23 protein-coding genes are annotated in these 24,376 nt (G+C 66.2%); 15 read left to right on the top strand and 8 right to left on the bottom strand.

The window, feature by feature from the left end:
* Window positions 1-19: 19 nt before the first annotated feature.
* The 5 genes from AKI39_RS21070 to AKI39_RS21050 all read right to left on the bottom strand — a co-directional run bounded on the left by AKI39_RS21070 (window position 20) and on the right by AKI39_RS21050 (window position 5,408).
* The gene (locus AKI39_RS21070) at window positions 20-907 is read right to left on the bottom strand and encodes an isocitrate lyase/PEP mutase family protein (RefSeq protein WP_066640568.1); all 888 of its coding nucleotides are present in this window, start codon (window positions 905-907) and stop codon (window positions 20-22) included.
* Window positions 908-911: 4 nt separating this feature from the next.
* Window positions 912-1,577, bottom strand: a complete 666-nt coding sequence (locus AKI39_RS21065) for a GntR family transcriptional regulator (RefSeq protein ID WP_076879727.1) — start codon at window positions 1,575-1,577, stop codon at window positions 912-914.
* Window positions 1,578-1,761: 184 nt separating this feature from the next.
* Window positions 1,762-3,297 carry an LVIVD repeat-containing protein gene (locus AKI39_RS21060; protein ID WP_066640562.1) on the bottom strand — a complete coding sequence of 512 codons (1,536 nt, stop codon included), beginning with the start codon at window positions 3,295-3,297 and terminating at the stop codon, window positions 1,762-1,764.
* Between the two features lie 80 nt (window positions 3,298-3,377).
* Window positions 3,378-4,430, bottom strand: a complete 1,053-nt coding sequence (locus AKI39_RS21055) for a Bug family tripartite tricarboxylate transporter substrate binding protein (RefSeq protein ID WP_158515200.1) — start codon at window positions 4,428-4,430, stop codon at window positions 3,378-3,380.
* 90 nt (window positions 4,431-4,520) lie between these two features.
* Entirely contained in the window at window positions 4,521-5,408 is an 888-nt protein-coding gene (locus AKI39_RS21050) for a LysR family transcriptional regulator (protein ID WP_066640558.1), read from the bottom strand.
* 137 nt (window positions 5,409-5,545) lie between these two features.
* Here AKI39_RS21050 and AKI39_RS21045 point away from each other — a divergent pair, with 137 nt between their 5' ends.
* On the top strand, window positions 5,546-6,319 hold the full coding sequence (locus AKI39_RS21045) for a class I SAM-dependent methyltransferase (protein ID WP_066640556.1): 774 nt from the start codon (window positions 5,546-5,548) through the stop codon (window positions 6,317-6,319).
* A gap of 63 nt (window positions 6,320-6,382) precedes the next feature.
* Here AKI39_RS21045 and AKI39_RS21040 read toward each other — a convergent pair whose 3' ends face one another.
* Complete coding sequence (locus tag AKI39_RS21040; RefSeq protein ID WP_066640553.1) at window positions 6,383-7,090, bottom strand: GntR family transcriptional regulator; 708 nt, start codon at window positions 7,088-7,090, stop codon at window positions 6,383-6,385.
* 284 nt (window positions 7,091-7,374) lie between these two features.
* Here AKI39_RS21040 and AKI39_RS21035 point away from each other — a divergent pair, with 284 nt between their 5' ends.
* The 4 genes from AKI39_RS21035 to AKI39_RS21020 all read left to right on the top strand — a co-directional run bounded on the left by AKI39_RS21035 (window position 7,375) and on the right by AKI39_RS21020 (window position 12,001).
* Window positions 7,375-8,718, top strand: coding sequence for an MFS transporter (locus tag AKI39_RS21035; RefSeq protein ID WP_066640551.1), 1,344 nt, complete (start codon window positions 7,375-7,377; stop codon window positions 8,716-8,718).
* Window positions 8,711-9,475, top strand: coding sequence for an SDR family NAD(P)-dependent oxidoreductase (locus AKI39_RS21030; protein WP_066640549.1), 765 nt, complete (start codon window positions 8,711-8,713; stop codon window positions 9,473-9,475). Before AKI39_RS21035 ends, AKI39_RS21030 begins: the two co-directional genes overlap by 8 nt.
* A 116-nt stretch (window positions 9,476-9,591) precedes the next feature.
* On the top strand, window positions 9,592-10,581 hold the full coding sequence (locus AKI39_RS21025) for a Bug family tripartite tricarboxylate transporter substrate binding protein (RefSeq protein ID WP_066640548.1): 990 nt from the start codon (window positions 9,592-9,594) through the stop codon (window positions 10,579-10,581).
* A 40-nt stretch (window positions 10,582-10,621) separates the two neighbouring features.
* The gene (locus AKI39_RS21020; protein WP_066640547.1) at window positions 10,622-12,001 is read left to right on the top strand and encodes an MmgE/PrpD family protein; all 1,380 of its coding nucleotides are present in this window, start codon (window positions 10,622-10,624) and stop codon (window positions 11,999-12,001) included.
* Window positions 12,002-12,102: 101 nt separating this feature from the next.
* Here the strand turns inward: AKI39_RS21020 and AKI39_RS21015 are convergent, their stop codons facing one another.
* On the bottom strand, window positions 12,103-13,104 hold the full coding sequence (locus tag AKI39_RS21015; RefSeq protein ID WP_066643494.1) for a ketopantoate reductase family protein: 1,002 nt from the start codon (window positions 13,102-13,104) through the stop codon (window positions 12,103-12,105).
* Between the two features lie 136 nt (window positions 13,105-13,240).
* Here AKI39_RS21015 and AKI39_RS21010 point away from each other — a divergent pair, with 136 nt between their 5' ends.
* Window positions 13,241-14,812: a DHA2 family efflux MFS transporter permease subunit gene (locus AKI39_RS21010; RefSeq protein WP_145925336.1), complete on the top strand. Its 1,572-nt coding sequence runs from the start codon at window positions 13,241-13,243 to the stop codon at window positions 14,810-14,812.
* A 16-nt stretch (window positions 14,813-14,828) separates the two neighbouring features.
* On the opposite strand, the gene AKI39_RS21005 is transcribed toward AKI39_RS21010, so the two are convergent.
* Entirely contained in the window at window positions 14,829-15,755 is a 927-nt protein-coding gene (locus tag AKI39_RS21005) for a DUF2182 domain-containing protein (protein WP_066640542.1), read from the bottom strand.
* A 125-nt stretch (window positions 15,756-15,880) separates the two neighbouring features.
* On the opposite strand from AKI39_RS21005, the gene AKI39_RS21000 reads away from it, so the two are divergent.
* The 9 genes from AKI39_RS21000 (at window position 15,881) to AKI39_RS20960 (ending at window position 24,319) form a co-directional block, all read left to right on the top strand.
* Window positions 15,881-17,101, top strand: coding sequence for a DNA-binding protein (locus AKI39_RS21000; RefSeq protein WP_066640539.1), 1,221 nt, complete (start codon window positions 15,881-15,883; stop codon window positions 17,099-17,101).
* A 30-nt stretch (window positions 17,102-17,131) separates the two neighbouring features.
* Entirely contained in the window at window positions 17,132-17,755 is a 624-nt protein-coding gene (locus AKI39_RS20995) for a glutaminyl-peptide cyclotransferase (RefSeq protein ID WP_066640537.1), read from the top strand.
* 151 nt (window positions 17,756-17,906) lie between these two features.
* A complete protein-coding gene (locus AKI39_RS20990) occupies window positions 17,907-18,788 on the top strand; it encodes a LysR substrate-binding domain-containing protein (RefSeq protein WP_066643492.1) in 882 nt (293 codons plus the stop codon).
* A gap of 361 nt (window positions 18,789-19,149) precedes the next feature.
* On the top strand, window positions 19,150-19,602 hold the full coding sequence (locus tag AKI39_RS20985; protein ID WP_066640536.1) for a GNAT family acetyltransferase: 453 nt from the start codon (window positions 19,150-19,152) through the stop codon (window positions 19,600-19,602).
* Between the two features lie 162 nt (window positions 19,603-19,764).
* Window positions 19,765-20,766, top strand: coding sequence for a Bug family tripartite tricarboxylate transporter substrate binding protein (locus tag AKI39_RS20980; protein ID WP_145925335.1), 1,002 nt, complete (start codon window positions 19,765-19,767; stop codon window positions 20,764-20,766).
* Window positions 20,767-20,863: 97 nt separating this feature from the next.
* Window positions 20,864-22,309: a 3-isopropylmalate dehydratase large subunit gene (locus AKI39_RS20975; RefSeq protein WP_066640534.1), complete on the top strand. Its 1,446-nt coding sequence runs from the start codon at window positions 20,864-20,866 to the stop codon at window positions 22,307-22,309.
* A 1-nt stretch (window position 22,310) separates the two neighbouring features.
* Entirely contained in the window at window positions 22,311-22,943 is a 633-nt protein-coding gene (gene leuD, locus AKI39_RS20970; RefSeq protein WP_066640533.1) for a 3-isopropylmalate dehydratase small subunit, read from the top strand.
* Between the two features lie 124 nt (window positions 22,944-23,067).
* On the top strand, window positions 23,068-23,757 hold the full coding sequence (locus AKI39_RS20965; protein ID WP_066640532.1) for a helix-turn-helix transcriptional regulator: 690 nt from the start codon (window positions 23,068-23,070) through the stop codon (window positions 23,755-23,757).
* A 145-nt stretch (window positions 23,758-23,902) separates the two neighbouring features.
* Window positions 23,903-24,319: a VOC family protein gene (locus AKI39_RS20960; RefSeq protein ID WP_066640530.1), complete on the top strand. Its 417-nt coding sequence runs from the start codon at window positions 23,903-23,905 to the stop codon at window positions 24,317-24,319.
* The last annotated feature ends 57 nt before the right edge of the window (window positions 24,320-24,376 follow it).

The raw sequence follows: 24,376 nt of genomic DNA, 5'->3' as shown, positions 1-24,376 counted from the left end.
TCCGGGATAGCTGACGGCGTTACTGGAAGCTGGCTTCCAGGCGTTCCACTTCGTCCAGGCCCACCAGCTCGCAGATCTCCTCGAAGCTGACGAGCAGGTCCTCGCGGTTGGCCACGATGCCTTTTTCCAGCAGGTCTTCCTTGAACACCGCCATGGCATTGAGCATGCCGCGGATGGAGGCGGCGCTGAGCAGGCGCGGATAGGAAACCTGGGCCACGCCGATCTCCTGCAGGCGCGCGGGCGAGATCAGCGGCGTGGTCGACCGTGCGCGGATGCCCAGCCCCATGTTCACGGACAGGGGCTTGGGCACGTTGCGCACCACGCGTTCGATGTCCTTCTCGCTGCGCAGCGCATCGGCGAACAGGCAGTCCGCACCGGCTTCGGCATACAGGTTCAGGCGCCGGATGGCTTCCTCCAGCCCCAGCGGGCCGGCCGCGTCCGTGCGCGCCTTGATGACGAAATCCGGGTTCTGGCGGGCGGCAACGGCGGCGCGTACCTTCTTCACCATGTCCTCGGCCGGTATGACTTCCTTGCCCGCCATGTGGCCGCAGCGTTTGGGGAAGACCTGGTCCTCGATCATGATGGCCGCGACGCCGGCTTTTTCAAAGGCGCGCGTGGTGTAGTAGGTGTTGACCTCGTTGCCGTAGCCCGTGTCCGCGTCGGCCTGCAGCAGCAGGCGGGTGCAGTTGACTAGGTTGGAACAGGTGTCGACGTTGTCCGCCAGGCCGACGATGCCGCGGTCCGGCAGGCCCAGGCGGGATTCCGAAATGCCGGCGCCCGAGATGGTGGCCGTCTTGAAACCCATTTTTTCGACGATGCGGGCGCTGAAGCCGTCGTAGACGCCGGGGGTGATCAGGATTTCCGGCGCGTTGATCAAGTCTTTCAATTTGGGGGAGTGCTCGGGCATTTCTTCAAACCTCTTCAAGCTGCTGCTGCATGTGCTGCGAAGCACGTTGGATGTGGGACCGCATCAGCGACTCGGCCAGGGCGGCATTGCGGCTTTTCATGGCCATGACGATTTGGGCGTGTTCCTCGAAGGCGGTGGCCTTGCGCTGCTGGATGGAAGCGGCGCTGGTGCGGTAAAGCCGCAGCAGGCTGTAGTTGTCCTGCTTCAGCGCCTCGATCAGGCGGCGATTGCCGCTGCCCTGGGCGACGCGGGCATGGAAATCGAATTGCGGCAGCGACGATGGCGCGTCCTGGTCCTTGAAGGATTCGGCGTGCAGGGCGTTTTCCAGTTTGTCCAGTTCCTGGTCGGACATGCGCTCGGTGGCCAGTTTGCAAGCCATGCCCTCCAGCGCCGCCCGGACTTCGAACAGCTCGATCATGGTGTCGACGCCGAGCTTGATGACGCGCGCCTTCATGAATGGCTTGCGTGTGATCAGGCCGATGCCCTGCAGGCGCTGCACGGCTTCCCGCACGGGACCGCGGCTGATGTTCAGGCGCTTGGCCAGTTCCAGCTCGTTGACCACGGCGCCCGGCTCGAACCGCCCCATGTAGATGTCCTGCAGCAGCTGCCGGAAGACCGTTTCGCCGCGCGGTGTTGACCCGGGCGGCTCGGTCGTTTTGATTGTCTCCATGGGGCGCATGATAGCGGGGAGATTCGCTATAGTGTCAACACTTTTGTCGACGATACCGAAGCTGAGACTTCGGTCGTATATAGATCAATGACTTAGCAGAAGCCTAGCGTTCCAGTAAGGGGTGGTTCTGCGTTCAAGGGCTCAGTTGCCGCGGCTCAGCCGTTTGGGGCGTTCATTTGTTCTTCTATCCTTCCCAGCCAGCGTTCACATGCGGGACGGACCATTGCGTGACAGCCATCGGCTCAAGAGCCGGCTTGCCGAGGAAGGGGGCCGACAGGCAGTAGATGCCGGCGTGCGTCGATTGCCAAATCAGGTTCCGGTCCCATTCAATGAAAACAGCTTCCGTCGTACCCCGACGCCAGCTCATGTAGTCGTCGATTTCGCCGTCACGCGGTGGGACGAAGTACGCGACCTCTTTCGGCTCTGTCGGATCCGAAATGTCGAAGAGGCGAAGGCCTGCATTGAGATATGACAATGCAACGACATCTGGACGTGCTTTTCCTGGCGCAATCCAGTTCTGCATGACGCGTGAGCTAAAGCGGCCTCGCGCCATCGCAAAGTCCTTGTAGGGAGCATCAGGATGCGGCATCGGACGCGGGAAGAGACCGATGATGCGCGGCTTGGTCGGGTCCTTCACGTCGATGACGTAGCTCGTGTGAAACGGCTCACGACAGTCGGACTCAAGGGCTTCGGGTATCGCGATAACGAGATTCTGCAACTGCGGATAGCGCTGCGGATCGGCCGTCACAGGCACGACATGGTGATAAGGGATGGCGCCGATGGCTTCAAGTGGATGCGCCACCCGGCCATAAACCTTGGGATTGCGAATGTCGGACAGGTCGTGGACGTACATTCCGAAGTGCCCCCATCCACCATATCCGACGGTACCCCCATCCTCGACCCTGACCGGGACGATGCAGGGGGTGCGGTTGCCGGTCCATGAGCATTGATCGCCGGCAAACGGATAGGTCTCGCGGTAGTACTGCTCTTCATCGAGCCTCTGCCCTGGAACCCACCATCGCGATACTTCCTTCAACTTGGCGGGGTCGGACATGTCTACGATCATCAACCCGTTGCTGTACACGCGCTCCGTGCTTTCCATGCGCAATTGGTCGTCCCAGCCGCAGGCCAGATAAGCGTATCGGCCTCCATCATAGAAAGGCAAATGGACGCCGTGACCTGTGCTGCCTGTTTCAAATTCGCTCAGCAACTGGGTCTTTTCGGGATTTGTGACGTCGTAGATCTTGATGCCCCGAAAGCCGGGATTATCGATCGCCTTGCGGGCGTATTCCGTGTGATATTTCCCGCGGGGATATTGCGGTGTTCCCGGCGTCAGCGGCATCTGATGCGCGACCACGCGGATCCACTTCTTCAGCTGTTTGTTGTAGACGCAGCTCTGGAATGTGGGGAGACCTCCTTCATCGATCACCGTCGCTTTCAGGGGGTCCGTGACATCGACCCAACCGCCCTGGAAGGCAATGAGGCGGCGCTTTCCCTTCGCCCACATGCATGAGTGTTCGTCCCCAAACATCCTCAGCTTGATCGACGGATAATAGGCAAGGACCTCCATGTTGGAAATGTACTGATTACGGTCGAGATAATTCAATGCACCGGCCGGCAACCGGAATGGCACCGTGCCGCCACCCGGCATAACGCCTTCTACCCGCTCGCCTTCGACGAGCGATTTTGAAGTTGAAAAGTGATCATCGTTTCTTGCCATTACCGCTCTCCTGTCCTTTATGGCTGATTACCATCCACTAGCCTCATGTGCCTACTCGTGAGTAGGAGACCGCCCGGGCATCAGAGCGGTTGGAAACCGATATCCTTGACCAGTTTCGCGAAGCGGTCCGTATCGCTCTTGATCAATTCAGCGAACTGCTGTGGGGACTTTATCGTCGGTATCAACCCAAGGGCTTTCAACTTCTCTTGTATGTCCGGCTCGGCAAGTATCTGGTTGATGGCCGTGTTCAGCTTTTCTACGATTTTTGGATCTGTCCCAGCCGGCGCAACAATACCGTTCCAGCCAGGCACGGAATAGCCCGGCAAGCTGTCGCCTATCGCTGGTAATTCGGGAAGAAACTTATCCTTCGCCGTGATCCCCACCAAATGAACTCTGCCGGATTGTATGGACGGAGCGAGGCTAGTGTACGAAGAAACACCCAGGTCCAGTTGTCCGCTGGCGAGATCCGTGACTATGGGGCCGACATCCTTATAGGAGATGTTCTGCACATTGAAACCATTTTCGTGGGCAATAAGGGCGACCGACAGATGAGGCAGGCCTCCCTGGCTCGGGCTACCCAGCTTCACCTCCCGCTTTCCTTGCTTAGCCCAATCAATGACGTCCTTGATGTTCTTCAGCGGCCCGTTCACGTTCGACACGATCGCAAGGTAGTTTTCTGCGATCTCAACGACCGGGACAAAGTCCTTCTGTGGGTCGTACATAAGCTTCGCGGTGACAAACGGCGCGAGAGCCAAATTCGTGATCTGTACGACCCCGATGGTGTACCCGTCCGGCTTCGCCCTTGCAACGCGGTTCAGCCCAATCTGGCCACTGGCCCCTGCGTGGTTTTCCACGATAACCGGCTGATTGAATCGCACCCGTAAACGATCGCCAATCATCCGAGCCATAATATCGACAGACGCACCCGGGCTATAAGGCACTTCGATAGTGATCGGTCGACTCGGATAATCTTCAGCCCGCGATGATGACGCGAAGCACAACGACATTAGCGCCATTGAGGAGATTAAAATTCGCCGTTTCATTTCAAGACCCCTTGTTCGATATCTCAGCTTGATGTGCTGAAGTTCTTTGATAATGCGCCAAAAATAGGTGGTCCGCCATTCTTCGCTCATGTTAGGCATGGGTCCTGGGACCACTAGGCATGCCGTGGCTTACTGGAGAAGTGTCAACAGTATGCGCAGGCCTAGCGGGGCAGCGTGGGCTTAGCCGGGCGCGCGGGCCATGGCAACGAAGCGCTGGATCAAGGCAGACGCCGGATGGCGGAACACCAGGGTCAGGGGAATCGTGAAAGCGGAGGCCGCATCCAACCTGCGGTAGACGACACTTTCCTGATGGATGGCCTCCAGCGTCTGGGGTACGACCGTAATGCCGCGTCCGGCCGATACCAGGGTGACCGCGGACAACAGCCGCGGCACGTCGGCGACGATGTGCGGGGTGAAGCCGGCCTTGCGGCAGGCGGGCATCAGTTCGTCCTGGATGCCGGGGCCGTCGGCGCGGCGGTAGAAAATCCATGGCTGGTCCGCCAGGTCGGCCATCGAGACGGTCTTGCGGCGCTTTGCGAGGGGATGGCCCACGGGGAGCGCGACGACCATCGGTTCATCGGCCAGCACGATCGCCCGCAGCCCGGGATATCGGTCGGACGACGAGCGGACCAGCGCGGCATCCAACACGTCGCGGGCCACCGCTTCCAGCAAGTCGCGCGTGGCGTTTTCCTGGAATTCGAGGTCGACGCCCGGGTGTTCGGCGTGGAAGGCGCGCAGCAGGCGCGGTACCAGGGGATGCAGCGACGCCGAACTGGTATAGCCGACGGCAATGCGGCCGGATTCGCCGCGCGCCGCCTGCCGCACGCGTGCGATGGCATCTTGCGCATCGGCCAGCAGGCGGCGCGCGTCCTTCAGGAAGACCTGCCCCGCGGCATTCAGCTTGATGCTGCGCGGTGCGCGATCGAAGAGCCGTACGCCCAGTTCGCCTTCCAGGTCGCGTATCTGTTGGCTTAGCGGCGGCTGCTGGATTCCCAGCCGCAGCGCGGCGCGCGTCATGTGTTGTTCTTCGGCGACCGCGACGAAATAGCGCAGGTGGCGTAGCTCCATCGGGCGGCTGTCCAGATGTAGAAAGTATTGATGTCTAACGAACAATATATTTTACATATGGACAGAGCGGGTCCAGAATCCGCCGTGGTTTGTAGCTTCCGCGATGCCGCGGGGGACGCGGGATACGGAGACAGGCGATGAGCATCGATTTCCACTCGGAAACAGTCAAGCACACATACGCGCATCGCGAAGCGCATGCGGATTGGGCACAGGCCATGGCGGCCCTCGCGCGGCCGGCGGGCAAGCGGGTGGTCGATGTGGGCTGCGGCGGCGGCATTTACTCGCTGGCATGGGCGGACCTGGGCGCTGCGACAGTGACGGGCGTGGACTTCTCCGAGGTCATGGTGGCCACGGCGATCAGCCAGGCGAACGGCCACGCCGGGCTCTCGTTCCGGGTGGGCGCGGCCGACCATACGGGCTTGCCGACGCGCAGCGCCGACGTGGTCTTCCAGCGGGCGCTGATCCACCACCTTGCCGATTACACGGACTGCTTCCGCGAGGCAGCGCGGCTATTGGCGCCGGGCGGCATGCTGGTGGTGCAAGACCGTACGGTGGAAGACGTAGGCCTGCCCGGGTCCGAGCGGCATATCCGCGGCTATTTCTTCGAGTGCTTTCCGCGTCTGGCCGGCTTCGAATCGGGCCGGCGTCCCAGTGACGCGCGTGTCCGGCAGGCGTTGCAGGCGGCGGGTTTCACGCAAATCGAATCGCGCACGCTATGGGAAACGCGCAAGACCTACGGCGAGTTCGGTGCGCTTGCGCGGGATCTTCGCGCCCGCACGGGGCGGTCCATCCTGCACGAATTGAACGATGGGGAGATCGGAGAACTGGTGGCATTCATCGGCCAGCGCATTCCGCCAGGAGAAAGTATCGTCGAGCAGGATCGATGGACGATCTGGTCGGCGCTCGCCTAACATGCACGACTGCACGCGCGGCCCGTATCCCGCCGCCACGCCGGATACGTGCCGGCGCACCGCCTAAGCCGGCATACGCGTCGGCGTGGCGCTTTCTTCCAGCTGATGCGCGGCCACCGCGCGTTGGAATCCGCTTTCAACGTGCTGCCGCATGGCGCGCGCGGCCACGTCGGCATCGCGGGTGGCCAGGGCATCCAGGATGGCGCGATGTTCCGCGTGCGACGCCGATGAACTGCCCGCCAGGGAAAAGCCGCGCCGGCGCAGCAGGTGTATGCGGTTCACCACCTGCCGATAAAGCCCCAGCAAGGTGGCATTGCCGGTCATCTCCACCAGGCGGTCGTGGAATGCCAGGTTCAATTCGAAATAGCGGTTGACCCCGTCGCGCGCCGAGGTCGTTTCCAGTTCGGTCAGCATGGCGCCCAGTTCCGCCAGCTGTTCTTCCGTGATGCGCGGCGTCAGCCGGCGTCCCACCATTTCGTCCATGCCGGCGCGCACGTCGTACAGCTCTGCCGCTTCTTCGTCCGAGAGGTCGCGGATGAACACGCCGCGATTCTTCTCCAGCCGCACCAAGCCGGCTTCTTCCAGCGCGCGGAAGGCTTCGCGCAGCGGACTGCGGCTGACGCCCAGGCGCTGCGACAGTTCGCTTTCGTTCAAGCGCGACCCGACGGTCAGTTCCCCCGACTTGATGCCGCGCAGGATTTCTTCCTGCACCAGGCCGGACAGGGTCATGGAGCGCAAGAGATCGAAAGGCGAGGCGGCGGTGCTGGACATGACGGACGAGCCTGAGAGTGCGAGGGAGACATTTCATCCCACATCCGTGGGGCGGCGCCGGTTCACTTCAGCGCGGGGTAAGAATATCAAAAGTACTGCATCTCGAAGATTGTAGAATCGTCGACAATCTGTAGAATGCAACTCTTTCGAGGCGGTGGCAAGCATCACCGCCCGTCTTGGGCCCGCGGGGGCATCCGACCAAGGAAGGCAAGGCGCGATACAGCGCCCTGGAACGAGCAAAGCGCCCTCGGCGCGTGCTTGCGCATCCCGTGGAGTCGAGACAAATGGCCGCTATCAAGGCGAAGGTGTTCCGTGGCACGCCCGGCAAGGTATTCGTCCTGCTGTGCGTCATGTATTTCATCGAATATGTGGACCGCGTGAACCTGTCGGTGGCCGCGCCGCTGATCAAGCAGGAATTCGGGTTGAGCAATACGCGGCTGGGCGTCGCGCTGGCCGCCTTCGGCTATTGCTACGCCATCTTCCAGATCATCTGCGGCTACCTGGGCGACCGCCTGGGCCCGCGCCGCATGCTGGCCCTGTCGGGCCTGGTGTGGGCGCTGGGAACGCTGGTGACCGGTTTCGCCACGGGGCTGGGCGGGCTGGTCGTGGCCCGATTGCTGGTGGGCACCGGCGAAGGCGGCACCATTCCGGTCGCGACCCGCGCCATGAGCAATTGGGTGCCGCGCGAACGGCGCGGCTTCGCGCAGGGATTCACGCATTCGGCCTCGCGGGCGGCCGCCGCGCTGACGCCACCGCTGGTGGTTTTCATGATTCCTTTCGTGGGCTGGCGCGGTTCCTTCATGGTGATGGGCCTGATCAGCCTGCTCTGGGTCGTCCTGTGGTACGGCTACTTTCGCGACGATCCGCGCGATCACCGCGCCATCACGCAGGACGAGCTTGCCGCGCTGCCGCCCTATACCGATGCCGCGCGCGGCCAGGACGGGCAGCGCCAGCCGGTGCCCTGGCTGGCGCTGCTGCGGCGCATCCTGCCCGTCACCATCGTGTTCTTCGCCCACGCCTGGGCCTTGTGGATGTACCTGAGCTGGCTGCCGAGCTTCTTCGTATCGCACTTCCACATCAACCTGGCGCACTCCGCGTTCTATACCGGCGCGGTGTTCCTGGCCGCCGTGGTCGGCAATACCGCGGGCGGCATGCTGACGGACTGGCTCTATACCCGGACGGGCAAGGTGAACGCGGCGCGCCGCGATGTGGTCATCCTGGGCTTCGCCGGCTCCATCCTCTTCATGTCGGGCGTGCTGTTCGTGCAGGACGAGACCGTGGTGGCGCTGTGCCTGGCCGCGGCGCTGTTCTTCCTGGAGCTGAGCGCCGGCCCGGTATTCGCGACGCCGATGGACGTGGCGCCCGCCTATGCCGGCGTGGCCACGGGTTTCGTCAGTACCGCGGCGGGACTGGCCGCCGTGGTTTCGCCCATCACCTTCGGCTACATCGTCGATGCCACGGGCAGCTATACGTCGCCTTTCGTGGTGTCCATCGCCATCCTGGTGGTGGGCATCGTGATGTCGTTCTGGATGCGGCCCGACAAGGTGCTGCAGGTCGGCACGCCCCCGCCCAAGGCTCCGCCGGCCGGCGCACCCGCCATGGAATTCAGGAGTACCGCGCATGAGTGAAGCAACGAACCTGCCGTTGGCGGGACGGGTAGCCATCGTGACCGGCGCCGCCCGCAATATCGGCCGCGCCATCGCGGTCGAACTGGGCCGGCAAGGGGCGGACGTGGTGGTCAACGCCCAGCGCTCGGCCGACGAAGCGGAGCAAACCGCCGCGCTCGTCACGCAGGCCGGCGCGCGGGCGCGGGTGCACCTGGCGGATATTTCGAGCCCCGACGGCGCGCAAAGCCTGATCGATGCCGCCGCGGCGGCTTTCGGCCGCATCGACATCCTGGTCAACAACGCCGCCGTCCGTCGCGAGGCGCGTTTCGACGAGCTGGACTGGCGGCAGTGGCGGGAAGTCACCGGCGTGATCCTGGACGGCGCCTACCTGTGCGCGCACGCCGCCGCGCCGTGGCTGCGGCGCTCGCCGGCCGGCGCGATCGTCAATATCGGCGGCATGTCGGCCCATGGCGGCTCGGCGGGCCGGGCCCATGTCATCGCCGCGAAGATGGGCCTGGTGGGGCTGACGCGCGGGCTGGCGCATGACCTGAGCGACGACGGCGTCACGGTGAACTGCGTGGTGCCGGGGCTGATCGACACGGCGCGGGGGCATTCCGCGCAGGGGACGCCGGCGCATCACGCCAGGCATACGACCCTGCTGGGGCGCCGCGGCACGCCGCAGGAAGTGGCCGATCTGGTGGCCTTCCTGTGCGGCCCCAAGGCGCGCTACCTCACGGGACAGACGATGCACGCCAATGGCGGCGCATACCTGGGCTGAGGGGGCACGATGGCCCGCTATGCCGGCGTGACGCGCAAGGTGCACCCGGCACGGGCGGGATCGCGCCCAAGGGCAAGGGTGCCGCGCGGGCGCGGACGAATTTTCCAGGAGACGATATGAAGATGGTAAGCACAACCGCGCGCATCGCGGCGTACGCGGGCTTGGCCCTGGCGCTGTGCATGGGCGCCCGGCCGGCGAGCGCGCAGGCCGATTATCCCAGCCACAAGGTACGCGTCATCGCGCCGCAGGGGGCGGGCGGCGGCGTCGATGTGGTGGGCCGCCTGCTGATGGAACAGCTCTCCAGGCGGCTGGGCCAGTCCTTCTATATCGAGAACCAGGGCGGCGCCGGCGGCGTCATCGGTGCGTCCGACACGGCCCGGGCCGCGCCGGACGGCTACACCTTGATGATCGCCTACGTCGCCACGCACGGCACCAATCCCGCCGTGCGCAAGACCCCGTATGACGCGGTGAAAAGCTTCACGCCCATCGCCATGATCGGTGGCACGGCCAACATGCTGCTGGTCGATCCGCGGCTGGGCGTGAAAACCCTGAAGGACTTCGTCGCCTATGCCAAGCAGAATCCGGACAAGCTGAGCTATGGCACCTCGGGCAACGGGACGCTCAACCACCTGGCGATGGAGGAGTTCAAGCACGCGGCCGGTTTCAGCGACCTTTCCGTGCCGTACAAGAGCATGAGCGAGGCCCTGACCGACGTGATCGGCGGTCGCGTACAGACCGTCTTTCCCGGCGTGGCCGCGGGCCTGCCCACCGTGCGGTCCGGCAGGGTGACGCCGCTGGCCGTCACCGGCGAGAAGCGCCAGGCCGTGCTGCCTGACGTGCCCACCTTCCAGGAACTGGGCTATCCGTCGATGCAGGCCCTGACCTGGTACGGCGTGGTCGGGCCGGCCAGGATGCCGCAGGCCGTCACCGACAAACTGAACGCGACGATCAACGACATCCTGAAGTCGCCGGATTTCCAGCAGAAGCTGGAGCAGCTGGGCATCGAAGCCATGCCCATGAGCCCGCCGCAGTTCGGCGACTACATCGCCAAGGAAGTACGGACCTGGACCCAGGTGGCCCACGATAGCAACATCAGCATCGATTGACGCCACCGCGCGTCGTCAATGGATTTCGACAGGAACACGCATGTCTGAAGCAAGCAAGAACCCCGAAGTATCGATATCGCAGCGGCTGGCGCGCGGCATCCTGGCCGCGCAGCCGCACAAGGCGGCCGGCGCGCGCGACGTCGGGCGGCGGATGGTGCTGGACATCGCCAGCATATGCATCGCCGCGCGCGCGCAGCCGTACGTCGCCGCGGCGATGGCCTCCGTCGACGCGGACGGTCCGTGCACGGTACTGGGCCATACGCGCAAACTGGGGGTGGAAGGCGCCGCCTTCGTCAACGGCATCGCGGCGCATGGGGAAGATTTCGACGACACTTTCGAAGGCGGCCCGGTGCACGCGGGGGTGGTCATCGTGCCGGCGCTCATCGCCGCGGCGGAACGCCATGGGTTTTCCGGGCAGGACTTCCTGCGCGGGCTGGCCGTCGGCTCGGAAGTCATGTGCCGCCTGTGCGCCGTGGCGCCGACCCGGGTGCATAAGGCGGGCTTTCATCCGACGGCGGTGTTCGGCGTCATGGGCGCGGTGGCCGGTGTCGGCGCGGCGCTGCGCTTGACCGAGCAGCAGCTGGTCGACGCCTTCGGTATCGCGGGCAGCATGGCGTCGGGGATCATCGAATACCTGGCCGATGGGTCGTGGACCAAGCGCATGCATCCCGGCTGGGCGGCGCAGTCCGGGTATCGGGCGGTGCGCCTGGCGCTGGAAGGTTTCAAGGGACCGCGCACCGTCTTCGAAGGCACGCATGGGCTGTTCCATGGCTTTGCCAATACGCTGGACGGCAACTTCGACGCCATGATGGCCGGCTTCGGCGAGACGTGGATATGGCCGACGATCGCCTTCAAGCCCTACGCCTGCGGGACGATGTGCCATCCCTATATCGACTGCGCGCGCGAATTCGGCAAGCTGGGCCTGGACCCCGCGTCCATCGCCAGCATCGAATGCGAAGCGGCGGAAGGCGTGCTGCATCGCCTGTGGGAACCGCTGGACCAGAAGCGGAGGCCGCCCAACGGCTATGCCGCGAAGTTCAGCGTGCCGTATGCGATCGCGGTGGCGATCGTGCGTGGCGACGCGGGATTGCGCGAGTACGACGACGTGATCGTGAAGGATCCCGCGATCCTGGGCGTGGCCTCCAAGGTGACGTATGTGGTCGACCCCGCCAACCCCTATCCAAGACAGTTCACCGGCCATGTGCGCGTCAAGATGGCCGATGGGTCGGTGCATGAGTTCCGGCAGGGATATTTCAAGGGCGGCGCCGAACATCCGCTCAGCGACGAGGACCTGGCCCGCAAGTTCGAGGCGAACTGCGCCTACGGCGGCTTGAGCGAAGCGGATGCGCGGGCGTTGCTGGCGCATATCGATAGTGTCTTCGACCAGGCTACGGTGGGCTTTTCGCTGTCTTCGCGCTAGCGCGCGCCGGCGGCCGGTCAGCGCCACCGCCAACCTCGGGCCGCCCGAGGCCGCTCCGGGTCGCTGCGGGTCGCTGCGGGTCGCTCCGCGTCGCGGCGGCCTCAGGCCTTATGCGTACGCAGCGACCGGTCCAGCCCGCGCATCAGCGGCAGCACGCCATCGATGCAGGGGCAGGGTACGCCGGCTTCCCGGGCGAAGGCCTGCAGCTGTCCCAGGATGGCTTCTACTTCGGTGGGGCGGCCGGCCAGGGCGTCCTGCAGCATGGACGGCCGCATGCCGCCCACCGGCTTGTTGCCCGCGGGGCCGCCGCGGCGCAGCGCGGCGCGCGCTTCCTCGGCCTGGCTTTCGACCTGGCTGCCGTGGGCGGCCGCGATCGCGACGAGTTCGCCGATGATGCCGTCGCCGATGGCCAGTAGTTCGGGGTCGGCCGCCAGTTCGCTGGACGGCAGCCGCGTCAGCGCGCACAAGGGATTCAGCGCGGCGTTGCGCATCAGCTTCACCCAGACTTCGCCCCGCAGGTCCGGCGACGCTTCGGCGCCCAGCCCGGCGTGCCGCATCAACTGGACGGTGTCGCGCAGTCGCGCGCTGTCCGAGCCGTCGGGCTCGCCCAGCAGCCAGCGGTTGGGGCCGGTATGGCGCACCACGCCGGGCTCGATGACTTCATTGGGCGCATAGACCACGCAGCCCAGCACGCGTTGCGGGGTCAGCGTGTTCCACAGGGCGCCGTCCGGATCCAGCAAGGGCAGGGGGCCGGGATTGGGCAGGCCATGCTTCCACCACCAGGTCAGGCCGTTGGTCACGAAGACCGCATGGCCTTCGGGCTTGAGCAGCCCGGCGATGGCCTGGGCGGCGGCCGGCAGCGCGTAGGCTTTCAATGTGACGAAAACGATGTCCTGCGGCGGCAAGTCCCGCGGCTGGTCCACGGCATGCGCGGGCCGGGCCGAGATATCTCCGCCGGTGGAAACCAGCCGCAAACCATGGTGGCGGATGGCCGCCAGATGGGCGCCCCGCGCGATCACCGATACCTTCGCCTGCCCGTCGGCGGCCAGCCGCGCCGCCATGAAACCGCCTATGGCGCCCGCGCCGAAAACGCATACATCCATTCTGTGCTGCTCCTTGGCGCGCCAGGCGGGATCGTCGATGTGGGGACGATGCGGCCGGCCCGGCGCAAGGACCGATCGCATCGATTCCGTCCGCGCAACGTCCCCGACAGTCGCAAGTTCCCGAGGATAGCAGGACGTGCTACTTTTTCGAGCGATGACTCCGGATCCCGCCACCCCCTGCGCGCCGTCCGCCAGGCCTTACCTGCTGGCGGCGACCATCCTGGCGTCCTCGATGGCCTTCATCGACGGCATCGTGGTGAATGTCGCCTTGCCGGCGATCCAGGCGCAGTTTCACACGGGCTTCGGCGTGCTGCAGTGGGTGGTCAACGGCTACGCGCTGGTACTCGGCGCGCTGATCCTGATGGGCGGCGTGCTGGGCGACCGTTATGGACGCCGCCGGATTTTCATCAGCGGCATCGTGCTGTTCACCCTGGCGTCGATCGGATGCGCGCTGGCGCCCGCGGCCGGTGCCTTGATCGCGGCGCGCGTGCTGCAGGGGCTGGGCGGGGCGCTGCTGGTGCCGCAAAGCCTGGCCATCATCGCGGCCGCCTATCCCAAGGACGTACGCGGTCGCGCCGTGGGCATATGGGCCGCGGCCGCCGCGCTGACGACGGTGTCGGGCCCCATCCTGGGCGGCATATTCATCGATGTGCTGTCCTGGCGCGCGGTTTTCTGGATCAACCTGCCGCTGGCCGTGATCGCGGTGGGCCTGACCTTGCGCTTCGTCCCGGAAAGCCATGGCGCGGTCCGCGGCGCCACGGATTGGCTGGGTGGATTCCTGGTCACGGCGGGGCTGGCGCTGGTGATTTATTCCGTCAGCGAGTTGCCGGAGGCGCACACGGGCAGGGGCCTGCTGACGGGCTTGCTGGTGGCCGGCGTGCTGACGTTGGCCGGTTTCGTTTTCCACGAATCGAGGTCGCGCGTGCCGCTGGTGCCGCTGTCCATTTTCCGGTCCCGTGTGTTCAGCGCGACCAACGGGATCACGGTGGGCTTGTACTTCGCCTTGAGCGTGGTGTTCTTCCTGTTGCCGTACACGCTGATCCAGGTACACGGCTATAGCGGCCTGCAGGCAGGGACGGCCTTGATTCCGTTCGGGCTCGTGATGGGCCTGCTGTCGCCGCTGGCCAGCAAGCTGGGGGAGCGCTGGGGACTGCGCGCGACCTTGAGTAGCGGCGCGGGCCTGGTCACCGCCGGCTGTGCGGCTTTCGCCGTGGTGGAAACCCTGGGGACGGTGGATTACTGGACCGGCTATCTGCCGGCGCTCCTGCTGCTCGCCATCGGCATGACGATCAGCGTGGCGCCGCTGACCACCGCGGTGCTGAGTTCCGTTTCCGACGGCGAATCGGGCGTGGCATCCGGGATCAACAACGCGATCAGCCGCATCGCCGGCGTCGCGGCGGTCGCCGCGGCGGGTTTGATTTCCCTGGTGTCCTTTCCTTACTACCTTGGGCACCGCCTGGCGGACGCCGGCATCGATGCGGGTGTGCGCGCGGCCTTGCTGGCCGACGCGTCCAGGCTGGCGGCACTGCGGGCGCCGGACCAGGTGCCCGCCCAGACGGCCCAGCTGCTGCGCGGCCTGGTTCTCGACGCCTACGTCGGCAGCTACCGGACGGGCATGGCGGTCGCCGCCATCGCGGCGATCGCGGCCATGGCGATCGCGCTGCGCTATCTTCCGGCGCGCGTGACCCCGGGGCTGTTGCGCAAGTAGGGCGGACCGGGCCGCGTCAAGCCAAGGCGGCGCGCGCCATCATGAAAAGTCCCGCCACCACCAGGACGGCCCCGGTCGCCCGCGAGAAGGCCTTGCCGTCCGGGGCAAGGCGTTCGGCCGCGATGGCAATGCCGACCGCGATCATGGACATCGGATGCATGAGCCCGGTGACGACGAGCACGGCGGTCCATCCGGCGCAGGCCTGGATGCAGTGCCAGCCCAGCTGCAGGCCATGGCGCCATGCGCCGCGCGCCTGGGCCAACCGAGGATGGCCTGTCGGCGCATCCGCGCAGCAGGCAAGATGGCGCGCTTTCCATCGCGTGAATTGCAAGCCGCCGGCCGCCGCGACGACGGCCGCGGTCATGAATGGAGATGCCTGCGCGAATACCGGGTGGCGCAGCTGAAGGGCTGCCACCGCGGCGGCCACGGGATAGGTCATCGCGCCCAGGGCTGCCCATACGGCGAAATATCCGGTGGCCGCCACCGCGGCGAGCGGGTCCGGCCCTGGGCGGGTCGGCGCCGCGTTGCCGTGCTGCACCGAGCTGGCCGGCGACGTGTCGCGCACCACGTCTCGGGGGTCTGTTTCGTCGTCCCCTTCGCTGTTCCCTTCGCTGTCCCGATTGCCGTGCGCCTGTTCCCCCACGCGGACCGCCTGGCGGTAACGCCACAGCGCAGGCGCCACGGCGGGCAGCATCATTGCCGCCATCATCACCATCCACATGCACAGGAAGGACGTGGCGGCGCCGGGCCATGTCTGCCGTGGCATGCGCAGCCATATCGCGCTTGTCATCGCGCGCATTGCGCCATCGCACATCGGCAAGCGGGCCATGGCGGACAACGGCCCGTGCCACAGCGTCGTCAGCGCCGCGCAGGTCAGGAAAAGCAGCGCGCAGACGCCGAAGAAGCGATATCGCGATCGGTGGTCCATGGGAATGATGTTCATGTCGAAAGACGCGTTCGGGCGCAAGCCAGGCCGAGGTGCATGCGGCCGTGTTCATGGCGCAAGCCTGGTGTTAGATTACGGACGCACTGCCCGCGAGAGGGAGTGACAAACGTGGCGGAATTGGGATGGATGAACGCATCACGGCAGCGGCGCGGGCACTGGCGGCGGGCGATCCGCTGGGCGCGCTGAACCGCGTGGCCTTGCGCGAGGACGCACCGGCGCTGGCCTTGCGCGGCATCGCCATGGCCCAGCTGGGCGACTTCCCTCGAGCCAGGGCGCTGTTGCGCCGCGCCGCGCGCGTCTACGGCGCCGGTGACGCGATGGCGCGCGCCCGCTGCGTCCTGGCGGAGGCCGAAATCGCGCTGGTATCGCGTGACCTGGCATGGCCGGCCCGGACGCTGGACGCGGCACGGACGACGCTGGAAGCACACGGCGACAGGATGAATGCGGCACATGCGCGCCACCTGGAGGTGCGCCGCCTGCTCCTGCTGGGCAGGCTGGACGAGGCCGAGCGTGCCATCGCCGCCATCGACCCCACGGTCTTGAGCCCTGCCTCACGGGCAGCGCATGAACTCGCCGCCGCCGGCATCGCGATGCGCCGCATCCGCGTGAAAGCGGCGCGCGATGCGCTGGTGCGGGCCGAACGCGCCGCGCGCAATGCCGGTATTCCCGCCCTGGCGGTGGAGGTCGACAGCGCGGCGCGTGCCCTGGATGCACCGGCGGCGCGGCTGATCGCCGATGGCGGCGAACGCCTGCTGCGCCTGGAGGAAGTAGAGGCGACGCTGGATTCGCCTGCCTTCATCGTCGACGCCTGCCGCCATGTCGTCGTCGAGGGCAACACCACGGTGCTGCTGGCCACGCGCCCCGTCCTGTTCGCGCTGGCGCGGCTGCTGGCCCAGGCATGGCCCGACGATGTGCCGCGGGACATGCTCATCGAAAAGGCGTTCCGCACGCGTCATGGCGACGAATCGCACCGGGTGCGCTTGCGCGTGGAGATCGGCCGCCTGCGCCGGGCGCTGCAAGGACTGGCCAGCATCACCGCGACGCCGCGGGGATTCCTGTTGACACCGCGCGGCGGGCGCAAGGTCGCGGTGCTGGCGCATCCGGTCGAGGAACCGCATGCGGCGGTGCTGGCCTTCTTGTCCGACGGCGAGGCATGGTCCAGTTCGGCGCTGGCTCTTGCGCTGGGCGCCAGCCAACGCACCGTGCAGCGCGCGCTGGAGCGCCTGGCCTCGCGCGGCAAGGTGCAATGCGCCGGACACGGCCGGGCGCGCCGCTGGATGGCGCCGGCCCCGCCGGGGTACACGACAACCTTGTTACTCCCCGTTCCCCTGGGCCTTGACTAGCATGGCACCCTGAAAAGGAGGATCGATTCCATGAAGAAGCCAGCCGACATCATCCGCGAACTCGGGCCCTTCCCGGGGGCCAACGCCGTGCACGGCGTGACCTACGACGGCCAGCATGTCTGGTTTGCGTCCGGGGACAAACTGAATTGCGTGGACCCGAACAAGGGAAGCCCGCTGCGCACCATCGACATCGAAGCCAATGCGGGCACGGCGTTCGACGGCAAGCACATCTACCAGATCGCGGGCGAGCGGATCCAGAAAGTGGATCCCCAGACCGGACGCGTATCGGGCGCCATCCCCGCCCCGCCGGGATGCTCGGGCCTGGCCTGGGCCGAAGGCTTCCTGTGGGTGGGCCAGTATCGCGAACGCAAGATCCACCAGCTCGATCCCGGTACCGGGAAGGTGCTGCGCACGATCGAATCCAAGCGCTTCGTCACCGGCGTGACCTGGCTGGATGGCGAACTATGGCATGGCACCTGGGAAGACGACGCCAGCGACCTTCGGCAGGTGGATGTCGAAACGGGCGAAGTCATCACGCAACTGGACATGCCGGCCGGCGTCGGCGTGTCGGGATTGGAATCCGACGGCCGCGAATTGTTCTATTGCGGCGGCGGCAATAGCGGGACTATCCGTGTGGTGCGTCGATCGCGTTGATATGCGGCGCCGGACGCGGATCGCCCTATGACGTTGAATCTGGCATCGGCCGGAAGGCCGGCACCGTGCAGGCCTTGATTTGGTGTGCCATTTGATGAATGATCGCACCAACATCGATGTGTCGGGATTTCATGCACACCACGGTACCGTCATGCGCCAACTGCCTCCGCTTGCCGCCGTCCGGGCTTTCGAAGCCGTTGCGCGTACCGGATCGGTAACGCGCGCCGCCGAGGAACTGTTCCGGACGCATGGCGCCATCAGCCGCCACCTGCGGCTGCTGCATGAACACGCCGGCGTCGCGCTGTTCGAAAAGGACGGCACCGGTTTGCGCCTGACGCAAGCCGGCAGCGAGTTCTACGTCGCCGTCCGTTCCGTCTTCGATCAGCTGGAACAGGCCTACGGCAGGCTGGCCCAGCAGGCGCGCGGCCCCGGCCTGCATGTCGCCTGCAGCGCCACGTTCGCCATGCGCTGGCTGGTGCCGCAATTGGCGATGTTCTATCGAGCGCACCCGGACATCCGCATCCGGCTGTCCATGACGTCCGCGCGCGAGATGCGCAGCGAAGGCGCCGACCTGCTGCTGGCCTGGGACCTTTCCGGCTATACCGACGCCGACCGGCGGCGCGCCATTGCACTGGCGCCGGTCACGTTCGCGGCGGTCTGCACGCCGCAATACGCGAAACTGCTGCCGCGCAAGCGCACGCGCATCGCGCACGAATACACCTCCAGCGCCTGGGATCAATGGGAAGCCAAGACCGGCCGGTCCGTCGCGCGCGGCGACACGCTGGCCTTTCCGCATACCCACCTGTGCATCGAGGCCGCGCTCTCGGGACTGGGCGTGGCGCTGGTGGAACAGCGCCTGATCGCGCGCGAGATGCGCGAAGGCCGCCTGGTCGCGCCTTTCGGCGCCGTGGCCTTCGACGGCGGTTTATGCGCCTTGCCAGCCGCCGGCCGTATCTTGCCTCCCCACGCCGATGCCTTCATCGAGTGGCTGCGGTCGTCCTTGGCCGGCACGCCCTTGTCCGCCCCGTCCTGATCAACGTCACGCTTTGCACGCCCGTCCGGATGCAGGCTGGACAGCCCGCCGTGTTTGCCACGCGTGAACCGGCTGTTGTAAGCTCGCCCCCATGCCTAGACATGCGGGCGCCGGATGCCGCCGCGCTGCGCAGGCAAACGAACCCGTGCACCACAAGTGAACAAACACGCCGCCGGCCCCTGCGCCGCCCTCGCTTTCCGACGAATCACTCGACGCCGACGTTGAGTGGTTTCATGCCGTTCGATCGCTGTAATCCGGCGATCCACCCTGAAGGCCACGACATCCCTCGTGGCCTTTGTGTTTTCATTCCCCGCGCGTGATGTCTTCCGGCCTTCGTTCCCTACCATCAAGGAGCGCAAGCATGCATCACCCCGATCTCGCTATCCGGCCTTACCAGGCGTCCGATGAAGCCGCCGTCATCCAGCTTTGGCAGGCATGCGGCCTGACGCGGCCCTGGAACGACCCGCGCAAGGACATCGCGCGCAAGCTCACCGTGCAGCCGGAATGGTTCCTGGTCGGCGCGGCCCAGGGCCGCATCGTCGCATCCGTCATGGCCGGCTACGATGGCCATCGCGGATGGATCAATTACCTGTCCGTCGATCCGGCCTGCCGCAAGCGCGGCTACGGCAAGGCACTGGTGGACGCGGTCGAACAACGGTTCATCGAGGCCGGCTGCCCCAAGATCAACCTGCTGATACGCGGCGACAATGTCGCGGTGCAGGACTTCTATCGCCTGCTGGGCTTCACCCAGGACGACGTGATCAGCTACGGCAAACGGCTGATCCCCGACACAGGGGAACAAGCCTGGGGATGATGGGCACCGCACCATTGGTCCAACCAATTTGCCCACGAAGTGGGCAGTCCCGATACTCCACGTTTTTCGCGGGTGCGCGCCGGCAAGCATGCACGCGCCCCGCCTCGAACGCGCGCCGCGCCGACATTGCGTGGGCGCGACACATAACGCGGAGACCCAGCCATGCAGCCCATCGCCCATTCCTCCCTTACCCGCCGCAGCATGCTGCTGGGCGGCGCTGCCCTGGCCGCAATGAGCGGCGTGGCGGGCACGGCCCGCGCCGCCGACTGGCCGGACAAGCCCTTGCGCATGATCGTTCCCTTTCCGCCGGGCGGAACGACGGACTTCGTGACGCGCCTGATCGGCACCAAGGTGGGGCAGAGTATCGGCCAGACCGCCATCGTCGAGAACAAGCCGGGCGCCGGCACGGTGATCGGCGTGGATTTCGTGGCCAAATCGGCGCCGGACGGATATTCGTACGTCTGCGTGGCCGGCAGCTTCTGTGTGAACAGCGTGCTGGTCAAGCACCTGCCCTACGACAGCCTGCACGATCTGCGGCCCGTGGCGATGATGGGCGCGTCCGACCAGGCGCTGGCCGTGTATCCCGGCAGCGGCCTGAAAACCCTGGCGGACCTGAAGAAGGCCGCCCTGGCCAATCCTGGCAAGCTCAGCTACGGGTCCTTCGGCGTGGGCACGACGCCGCATCTGGCCGGCGAGATGCTGAAGCAGCAGATGGGCGGCCTGGACATCACGCATATTCCCTACAAGGGCCAGGGCCCGGCGCTGACGGACTTGCTGGGCGGCCACACCACCATGATGTTCGGCACCTGGCTGGATCTTCGCGACCTGGTCAGCGCGGGCAAGCTGGTCGTGCTGGGCATGGCGACGGAAAAGCGCTCGCGCTTCGCGCCCGACGTACCGACGATGCGCGAACAGGGCTACGACATCGTGTCGGCAACCTGGGCCGGCCTGCTCGCGCCCGCCAAAACGCCGGACGATGTGGTGGCGCGCATGAACCGGGAGGTCAACAAGGCGCTGGCCTTGCCCGACGTGATCGCCGCCTTCGACAAGAACAGTACGGAAGCGATGCCCGGTACGCCGCAGCAGTTCGCCGCGTACATCCAGAGCGAAATCGCCAAGTACCGGAAGGTGATCGAAACCGCCCATATCTCCGCGGAAGGCTGAGCCAGGGCTGGCGCGGTCGCACCCCGGCGGCAAGGCCGGGGTAGCGGCACCGCGCCTCGCGGCCGTGCGCCGCTTGCATACTCTCAAGGAAAGGAACATGGCCGAAACCGTCCATTCCAAGCCGGCGTCATCGCCGCCACGCACGTATTTCGACAAGATCTGGGACGCGCACTTCATCAAGGCATTCGACGAGCGCGAACACCTGCTGCAGATCGACCGCCTGATGCTGCACGAAGCCATGGGCACGGTGGCCATGCGCGAACTGCAGCAGGAAGGGCGCGCCGTCGCCAGTCCCAGCCAGGTATTCAGCCTGATCGACCATGCGGTGCAGACCAAGCCCGGCGCCGGCAGGCGCAAGGGCTGGAACGACATCGGTACCCAGCTGATCGACGAATCGCGCCTGTTGTCGCGCAAGCTCGGGCTGCACTTCATCGACGTCGACGACCCGCGGCAGGGTATTGCGCACGTGGTCGCGCCGGAGCTGGGCATCGCGCTGCCCGGCGTGACCGTCGTCTGTCCGGACAGCCATACTTGTACGCTGGGCGGCCTGGGCGTGCTGGCCTGGGGCATCGGCGCATCCGAGTGCAAGCACGTGCTGGCCACGCAGGTGCTGATGCAGACGCGGCCCAAGACGATGCGCGTGAATTTCCACGGCACACTGCCGCCGCACGTGTACGCCAAGGACATGGTGCTGAACCTGATTTCGCGCGTGGGCGCCAACGGCGGCAACGGACACGCGGTGCAGTTCGCCGGTCCGGCGATCGCGGCGCTGCCCATCGAGGCGCGCATGACGCTGTGCAATATGGCGATCGAGTTTTCCGCCAAGTACGGTTTCGTGGCGCCGGACGATGCCACCTTCCAGTATCTGTATGGGCGCGAGTTCGCGCCCCAGGGCGCGCAATGGGACGAGGCAGAGGCGCACTGGCGCGCGCTGGCCCGCGACGACGGCGCCCGCTTCGATCGGGAAGTCGACATCGACTGCGCCACGCTGGAGCCGCAGGTCAGCTGGGGCACCAGCCCGCAGCACGTGATCCCCATCAGCGGCCGCATCCCGTCCCCCGCCGATTACGCCGATCCCGGCGAACGGGCCTGGGTCGAGCGCGCGTTGCGCTATCAGGGCCTGGAACCTGGCACGCGGGCGCAGGACGTGCACATCGACGCCGCCTATATCGGTTCCTGCACCAACGCCCGCCTGTCCGATCTGCGCGAGGCCGCGGCCGTCCTGAAGGGACGCAAGGTGGCGCCGGGCGTCACGGCGATCTGCGTGCCGGGCAGCAGCCAGGTCAAGCGCGATGCCGAGGCCGAAGGCCTGGACCGTGTTTTCCGGGACGCCGGCTTCGAATGGCACGATTCGGGCTGTGGACTGTGCGCCCAGGGCAAGGACCGTTTCAAGGGCGAACGCATCATGAGCACGACCAACCGCAATTTCGAGAATCGCCAGGGGCTGGGCTCGCGCACTCACCTGGCCAGCCCGGCCACGGTGGCCGCCTCCGCGGTGACCGGCCGCATGACGCACGCGCGTCAACTGTCGAGCGGAGGCTAGGATGGAGAAGTTCTCGCGCATCCGCGGCTATGCCGCGCCGCTGATGCAGATCAATATCGACACCGACCAGATGATCCCGTCGCGCTTCCTGCCGCGCTCGCACGTGCCCGGCGTCCTGAAGGAAGGCCTGTTCGCCGAATGGAAGACCCGGCCGGACGGCACGTCGAACCCGGATTTCATCCTGAACCGCGAGCCCTGGGGCCAGGCCACCATCCTGGTGGCGGGCCGCAACTTCGGCTGCGGCTCCTCGCGCGAAGGCGCGCCCAAGGCGCTGCGGCAATGGGGCTTTCGCGTGATCATCGCGCCGTCGTTCGGCGATATCTTCTACGGCAATTGTTTCCGCAACGGCATGGTGCCGGTGATCCTGCCGGAAGCCACGGTGCAGGCCATGGCGCAGGACGCGATGGCGCGGGGGGCGGACGCGTCGATCGATGTCGACCTGGAGGGGAACACCGTCACGACCTCGCGCGGGGAGGTGTTCACGTTCACGTCGCCCGCGCGCCTGCGCGCGATGCTGCTGGGCGGCCTGGACGAGATTGACCTGACGCTGACCATGCGCCAGGACATCGACGCCTTCCGCAACCAGGACAGGGACGCGCGACCCTGGGCGTACGCCTTGCCGCGGGCGACCTAGGCCCGGCGCGAGACCGCGCCTTCGGACTTTTGGGCAGGAATTGCGTGGAAATTGGCAGTCCGGGCGGGCCGGCGGGCGGCATAATGCTGTCCAATGATCACGGCGCCATCCCGCCCACGCCTCCATGTCACGCGCCCAACGGCTGCTCGACCTGCTGCAACTCCTGCGCAGCCACCGCTATCCGGTGAGCGGCGCGCAGCTGGCCGGCCAATTGGGTATCAGCCTGCGTACCCTGTATCGGGACATTGCCGTGCTGCAGGCGCAGGGCGCGCATATCGAAGGAGAGGCCGGCCTCGGTTATGTGCTGCGGCCGGGCTTCCTGCTGCCGCCGCTGATGTTCTCCGAAGAAGAAATCCAGGCGCTGGTGCTGGGATCGCGCTGGGTGGCGGAACACGCGGACAGCCAATTGGGCCAGGCGGCGCGCAATGCGCTGGCGAAGATCGCGGCGGTGCTGCCGTCGGAATTGCGGCACGAGTTCGACGACGGCGCGCTGTTCGTGGTGCCGGGCGAACAGGTGCCGGATACCGCCGACGTTGCGCTGATCCGCGACTCCATACGCAGGGAGCGCAAGCTGCGCATCGAATACCGCGACGAGCACGCGGCCGAAACGGCCCGCGTCATCTGGCCCTTTGCCCTGGGTTTTTTCGACCGGGTGCGCATCGTGGCGGCATGGTGCGAACTGCGCCAGGGCTTCCGCCACTTTCGCACCGACCGCATCGTGGCCCTGGCCGCGCCCGGCGACCGCTATCCGCAACGGCGGCAGTCGCTGCTGAAGACCTGGCGCGAGCTGATGTCAGCCGCGAGGCCGGAATGACGGCCTGTTGAATCGTAGCCCTGGTCGGGACACCGGCCACGCTGCTGACAAATTCTGACAGTATGGCTGGATAGCCTATCGCACCGTGCCCGGAAGCCCGGGCGCCGTGTGCGGTCATCCGGCCGATGAAAAAGAGGAAAGCACCATGCAACATCCCAACTACGTTTTGCTTTTCGTCGAGAACCCCGTCGCCAGCGCGGCGTTCTATTCATCGCTGTTCGACTGCAAGCCGGTGGAGATTTGCCCGACTTTCGCGCTGTTCGCGCTGTCGTCCGGCATCCGGCTGGGGCTCTGGTCCCGGCGCGATGCGGAACCCATGGTCATCACGCGCGGCGGCGGCAGCGAACTAGGCATCCCGGTCGCCGATGACGACACCTTGCATGCCCTCTACGCCGATTGGAAAGCCCGCGGGCTGGCCGTCGTGCAGCCGCCCACGGACATGGACTTCGGCCGCACCTTCGTGGTCCTGGATCCGGACGGACACCGGTTGCGTGTCTTCCGCCTGGGCGTATCGGATGCCGCGCGCCAGGGCAGCGAGGAATACGAGCCCATCGCGGCGTGACGCGGCGCCGCCCGGCCATCCGGGCAGCGTCGATGCGGTCCTGGGATACGCCGCACC

This window comes from Bordetella sp. H567 (genome assembly GCF_001704295.1).
Lineage (GTDB): Bacteria > Pseudomonadota > Gammaproteobacteria > Burkholderiales > Burkholderiaceae_B > Bordetella_C.
The sequence above is the reverse complement of the archived record's forward strand: the minus strand, read 5'-3'. Positions and strand labels throughout refer to the sequence as shown.

Coding starts and splice junctions, on each gene's coding strand:
- AKI39_RS21015 (WP_066643494.1), bottom strand. CDS start 13,104: ATGGATGTATGCGTTTTCGGCGCGGGCGCCATAGGCGGTTTCATGGCG.
- AKI39_RS21020 (WP_066640547.1), top strand. CDS start 10,622: ATGTCTGAAGCAAGCAAGAACCCCGAAGTATCGATATCGCAGCGGCTG.
- AKI39_RS21030 (WP_066640549.1), top strand. CDS start 8,711: ATGAGTGAAGCAACGAACCTGCCGTTGGCGGGACGGGTAGCCATCGTG.
- AKI39_RS21025 (WP_066640548.1), top strand. CDS start 9,592: ATGAAGATGGTAAGCACAACCGCGCGCATCGCGGCGTACGCGGGCTTG.
- AKI39_RS21000 (WP_066640539.1), top strand. CDS start 15,881: ATGGATGAACGCATCACGGCAGCGGCGCGGGCACTGGCGGCGGGCGAT.
- AKI39_RS21035 (WP_066640551.1), top strand. CDS start 7,375: ATGGCCGCTATCAAGGCGAAGGTGTTCCGTGGCACGCCCGGCAAGGTA.
- AKI39_RS21060 (WP_066640562.1), bottom strand. CDS start 3,297: ATGGCAAGAAACGATGATCACTTTTCAACTTCAAAATCGCTCGTCGAA.
- AKI39_RS20965 (WP_066640532.1), top strand. CDS start 23,068: ATGTCACGCGCCCAACGGCTGCTCGACCTGCTGCAACTCCTGCGCAGC.
- AKI39_RS21045 (WP_066640556.1), top strand. CDS start 5,546: ATGAGCATCGATTTCCACTCGGAAACAGTCAAGCACACATACGCGCAT.
- AKI39_RS20990 (WP_066643492.1), top strand. CDS start 17,907: ATGCGCCAACTGCCTCCGCTTGCCGCCGTCCGGGCTTTCGAAGCCGTT.
- AKI39_RS21065 (WP_076879727.1), bottom strand. CDS start 1,577: ATGGAGACAATCAAAACGACCGAGCCGCCCGGGTCAACACCGCGCGGC.
- AKI39_RS20995 (WP_066640537.1), top strand. CDS start 17,132: ATGAAGAAGCCAGCCGACATCATCCGCGAACTCGGGCCCTTCCCGGGG.
- leuD (WP_066640533.1), top strand. CDS start 22,311: ATGGAGAAGTTCTCGCGCATCCGCGGCTATGCCGCGCCGCTGATGCAG.
- AKI39_RS21070 (WP_066640568.1), bottom strand. CDS start 907: ATGCCCGAGCACTCCCCCAAATTGAAAGACTTGATCAACGCGCCGGAA.
- AKI39_RS21040 (WP_066640553.1), bottom strand. CDS start 7,090: ATGTCCAGCACCGCCGCCTCGCCTTTCGATCTCTTGCGCTCCATGACC.
- AKI39_RS21055 (WP_158515200.1), bottom strand. CDS start 4,430: ATGAGCGAAGAATGGCGGACCACCTATTTTTGGCGCATTATCAAAGAA.
- AKI39_RS20975 (WP_066640534.1), top strand. CDS start 20,864: ATGGCCGAAACCGTCCATTCCAAGCCGGCGTCATCGCCGCCACGCACG.
- AKI39_RS20980 (WP_145925335.1), top strand. CDS start 19,765: ATGCAGCCCATCGCCCATTCCTCCCTTACCCGCCGCAGCATGCTGCTG.
- AKI39_RS20960 (WP_066640530.1), top strand. CDS start 23,903: ATGCAACATCCCAACTACGTTTTGCTTTTCGTCGAGAACCCCGTCGCC.
- AKI39_RS20985 (WP_066640536.1), top strand. CDS start 19,150: ATGCATCACCCCGATCTCGCTATCCGGCCTTACCAGGCGTCCGATGAA.
- AKI39_RS21050 (WP_066640558.1), bottom strand. CDS start 5,408: ATGGAGCTACGCCACCTGCGCTATTTCGTCGCGGTCGCCGAAGAACAA.
- AKI39_RS21005 (WP_066640542.1), bottom strand. CDS start 15,755: ATGAACATCATTCCCATGGACCACCGATCGCGATATCGCTTCTTCGGC.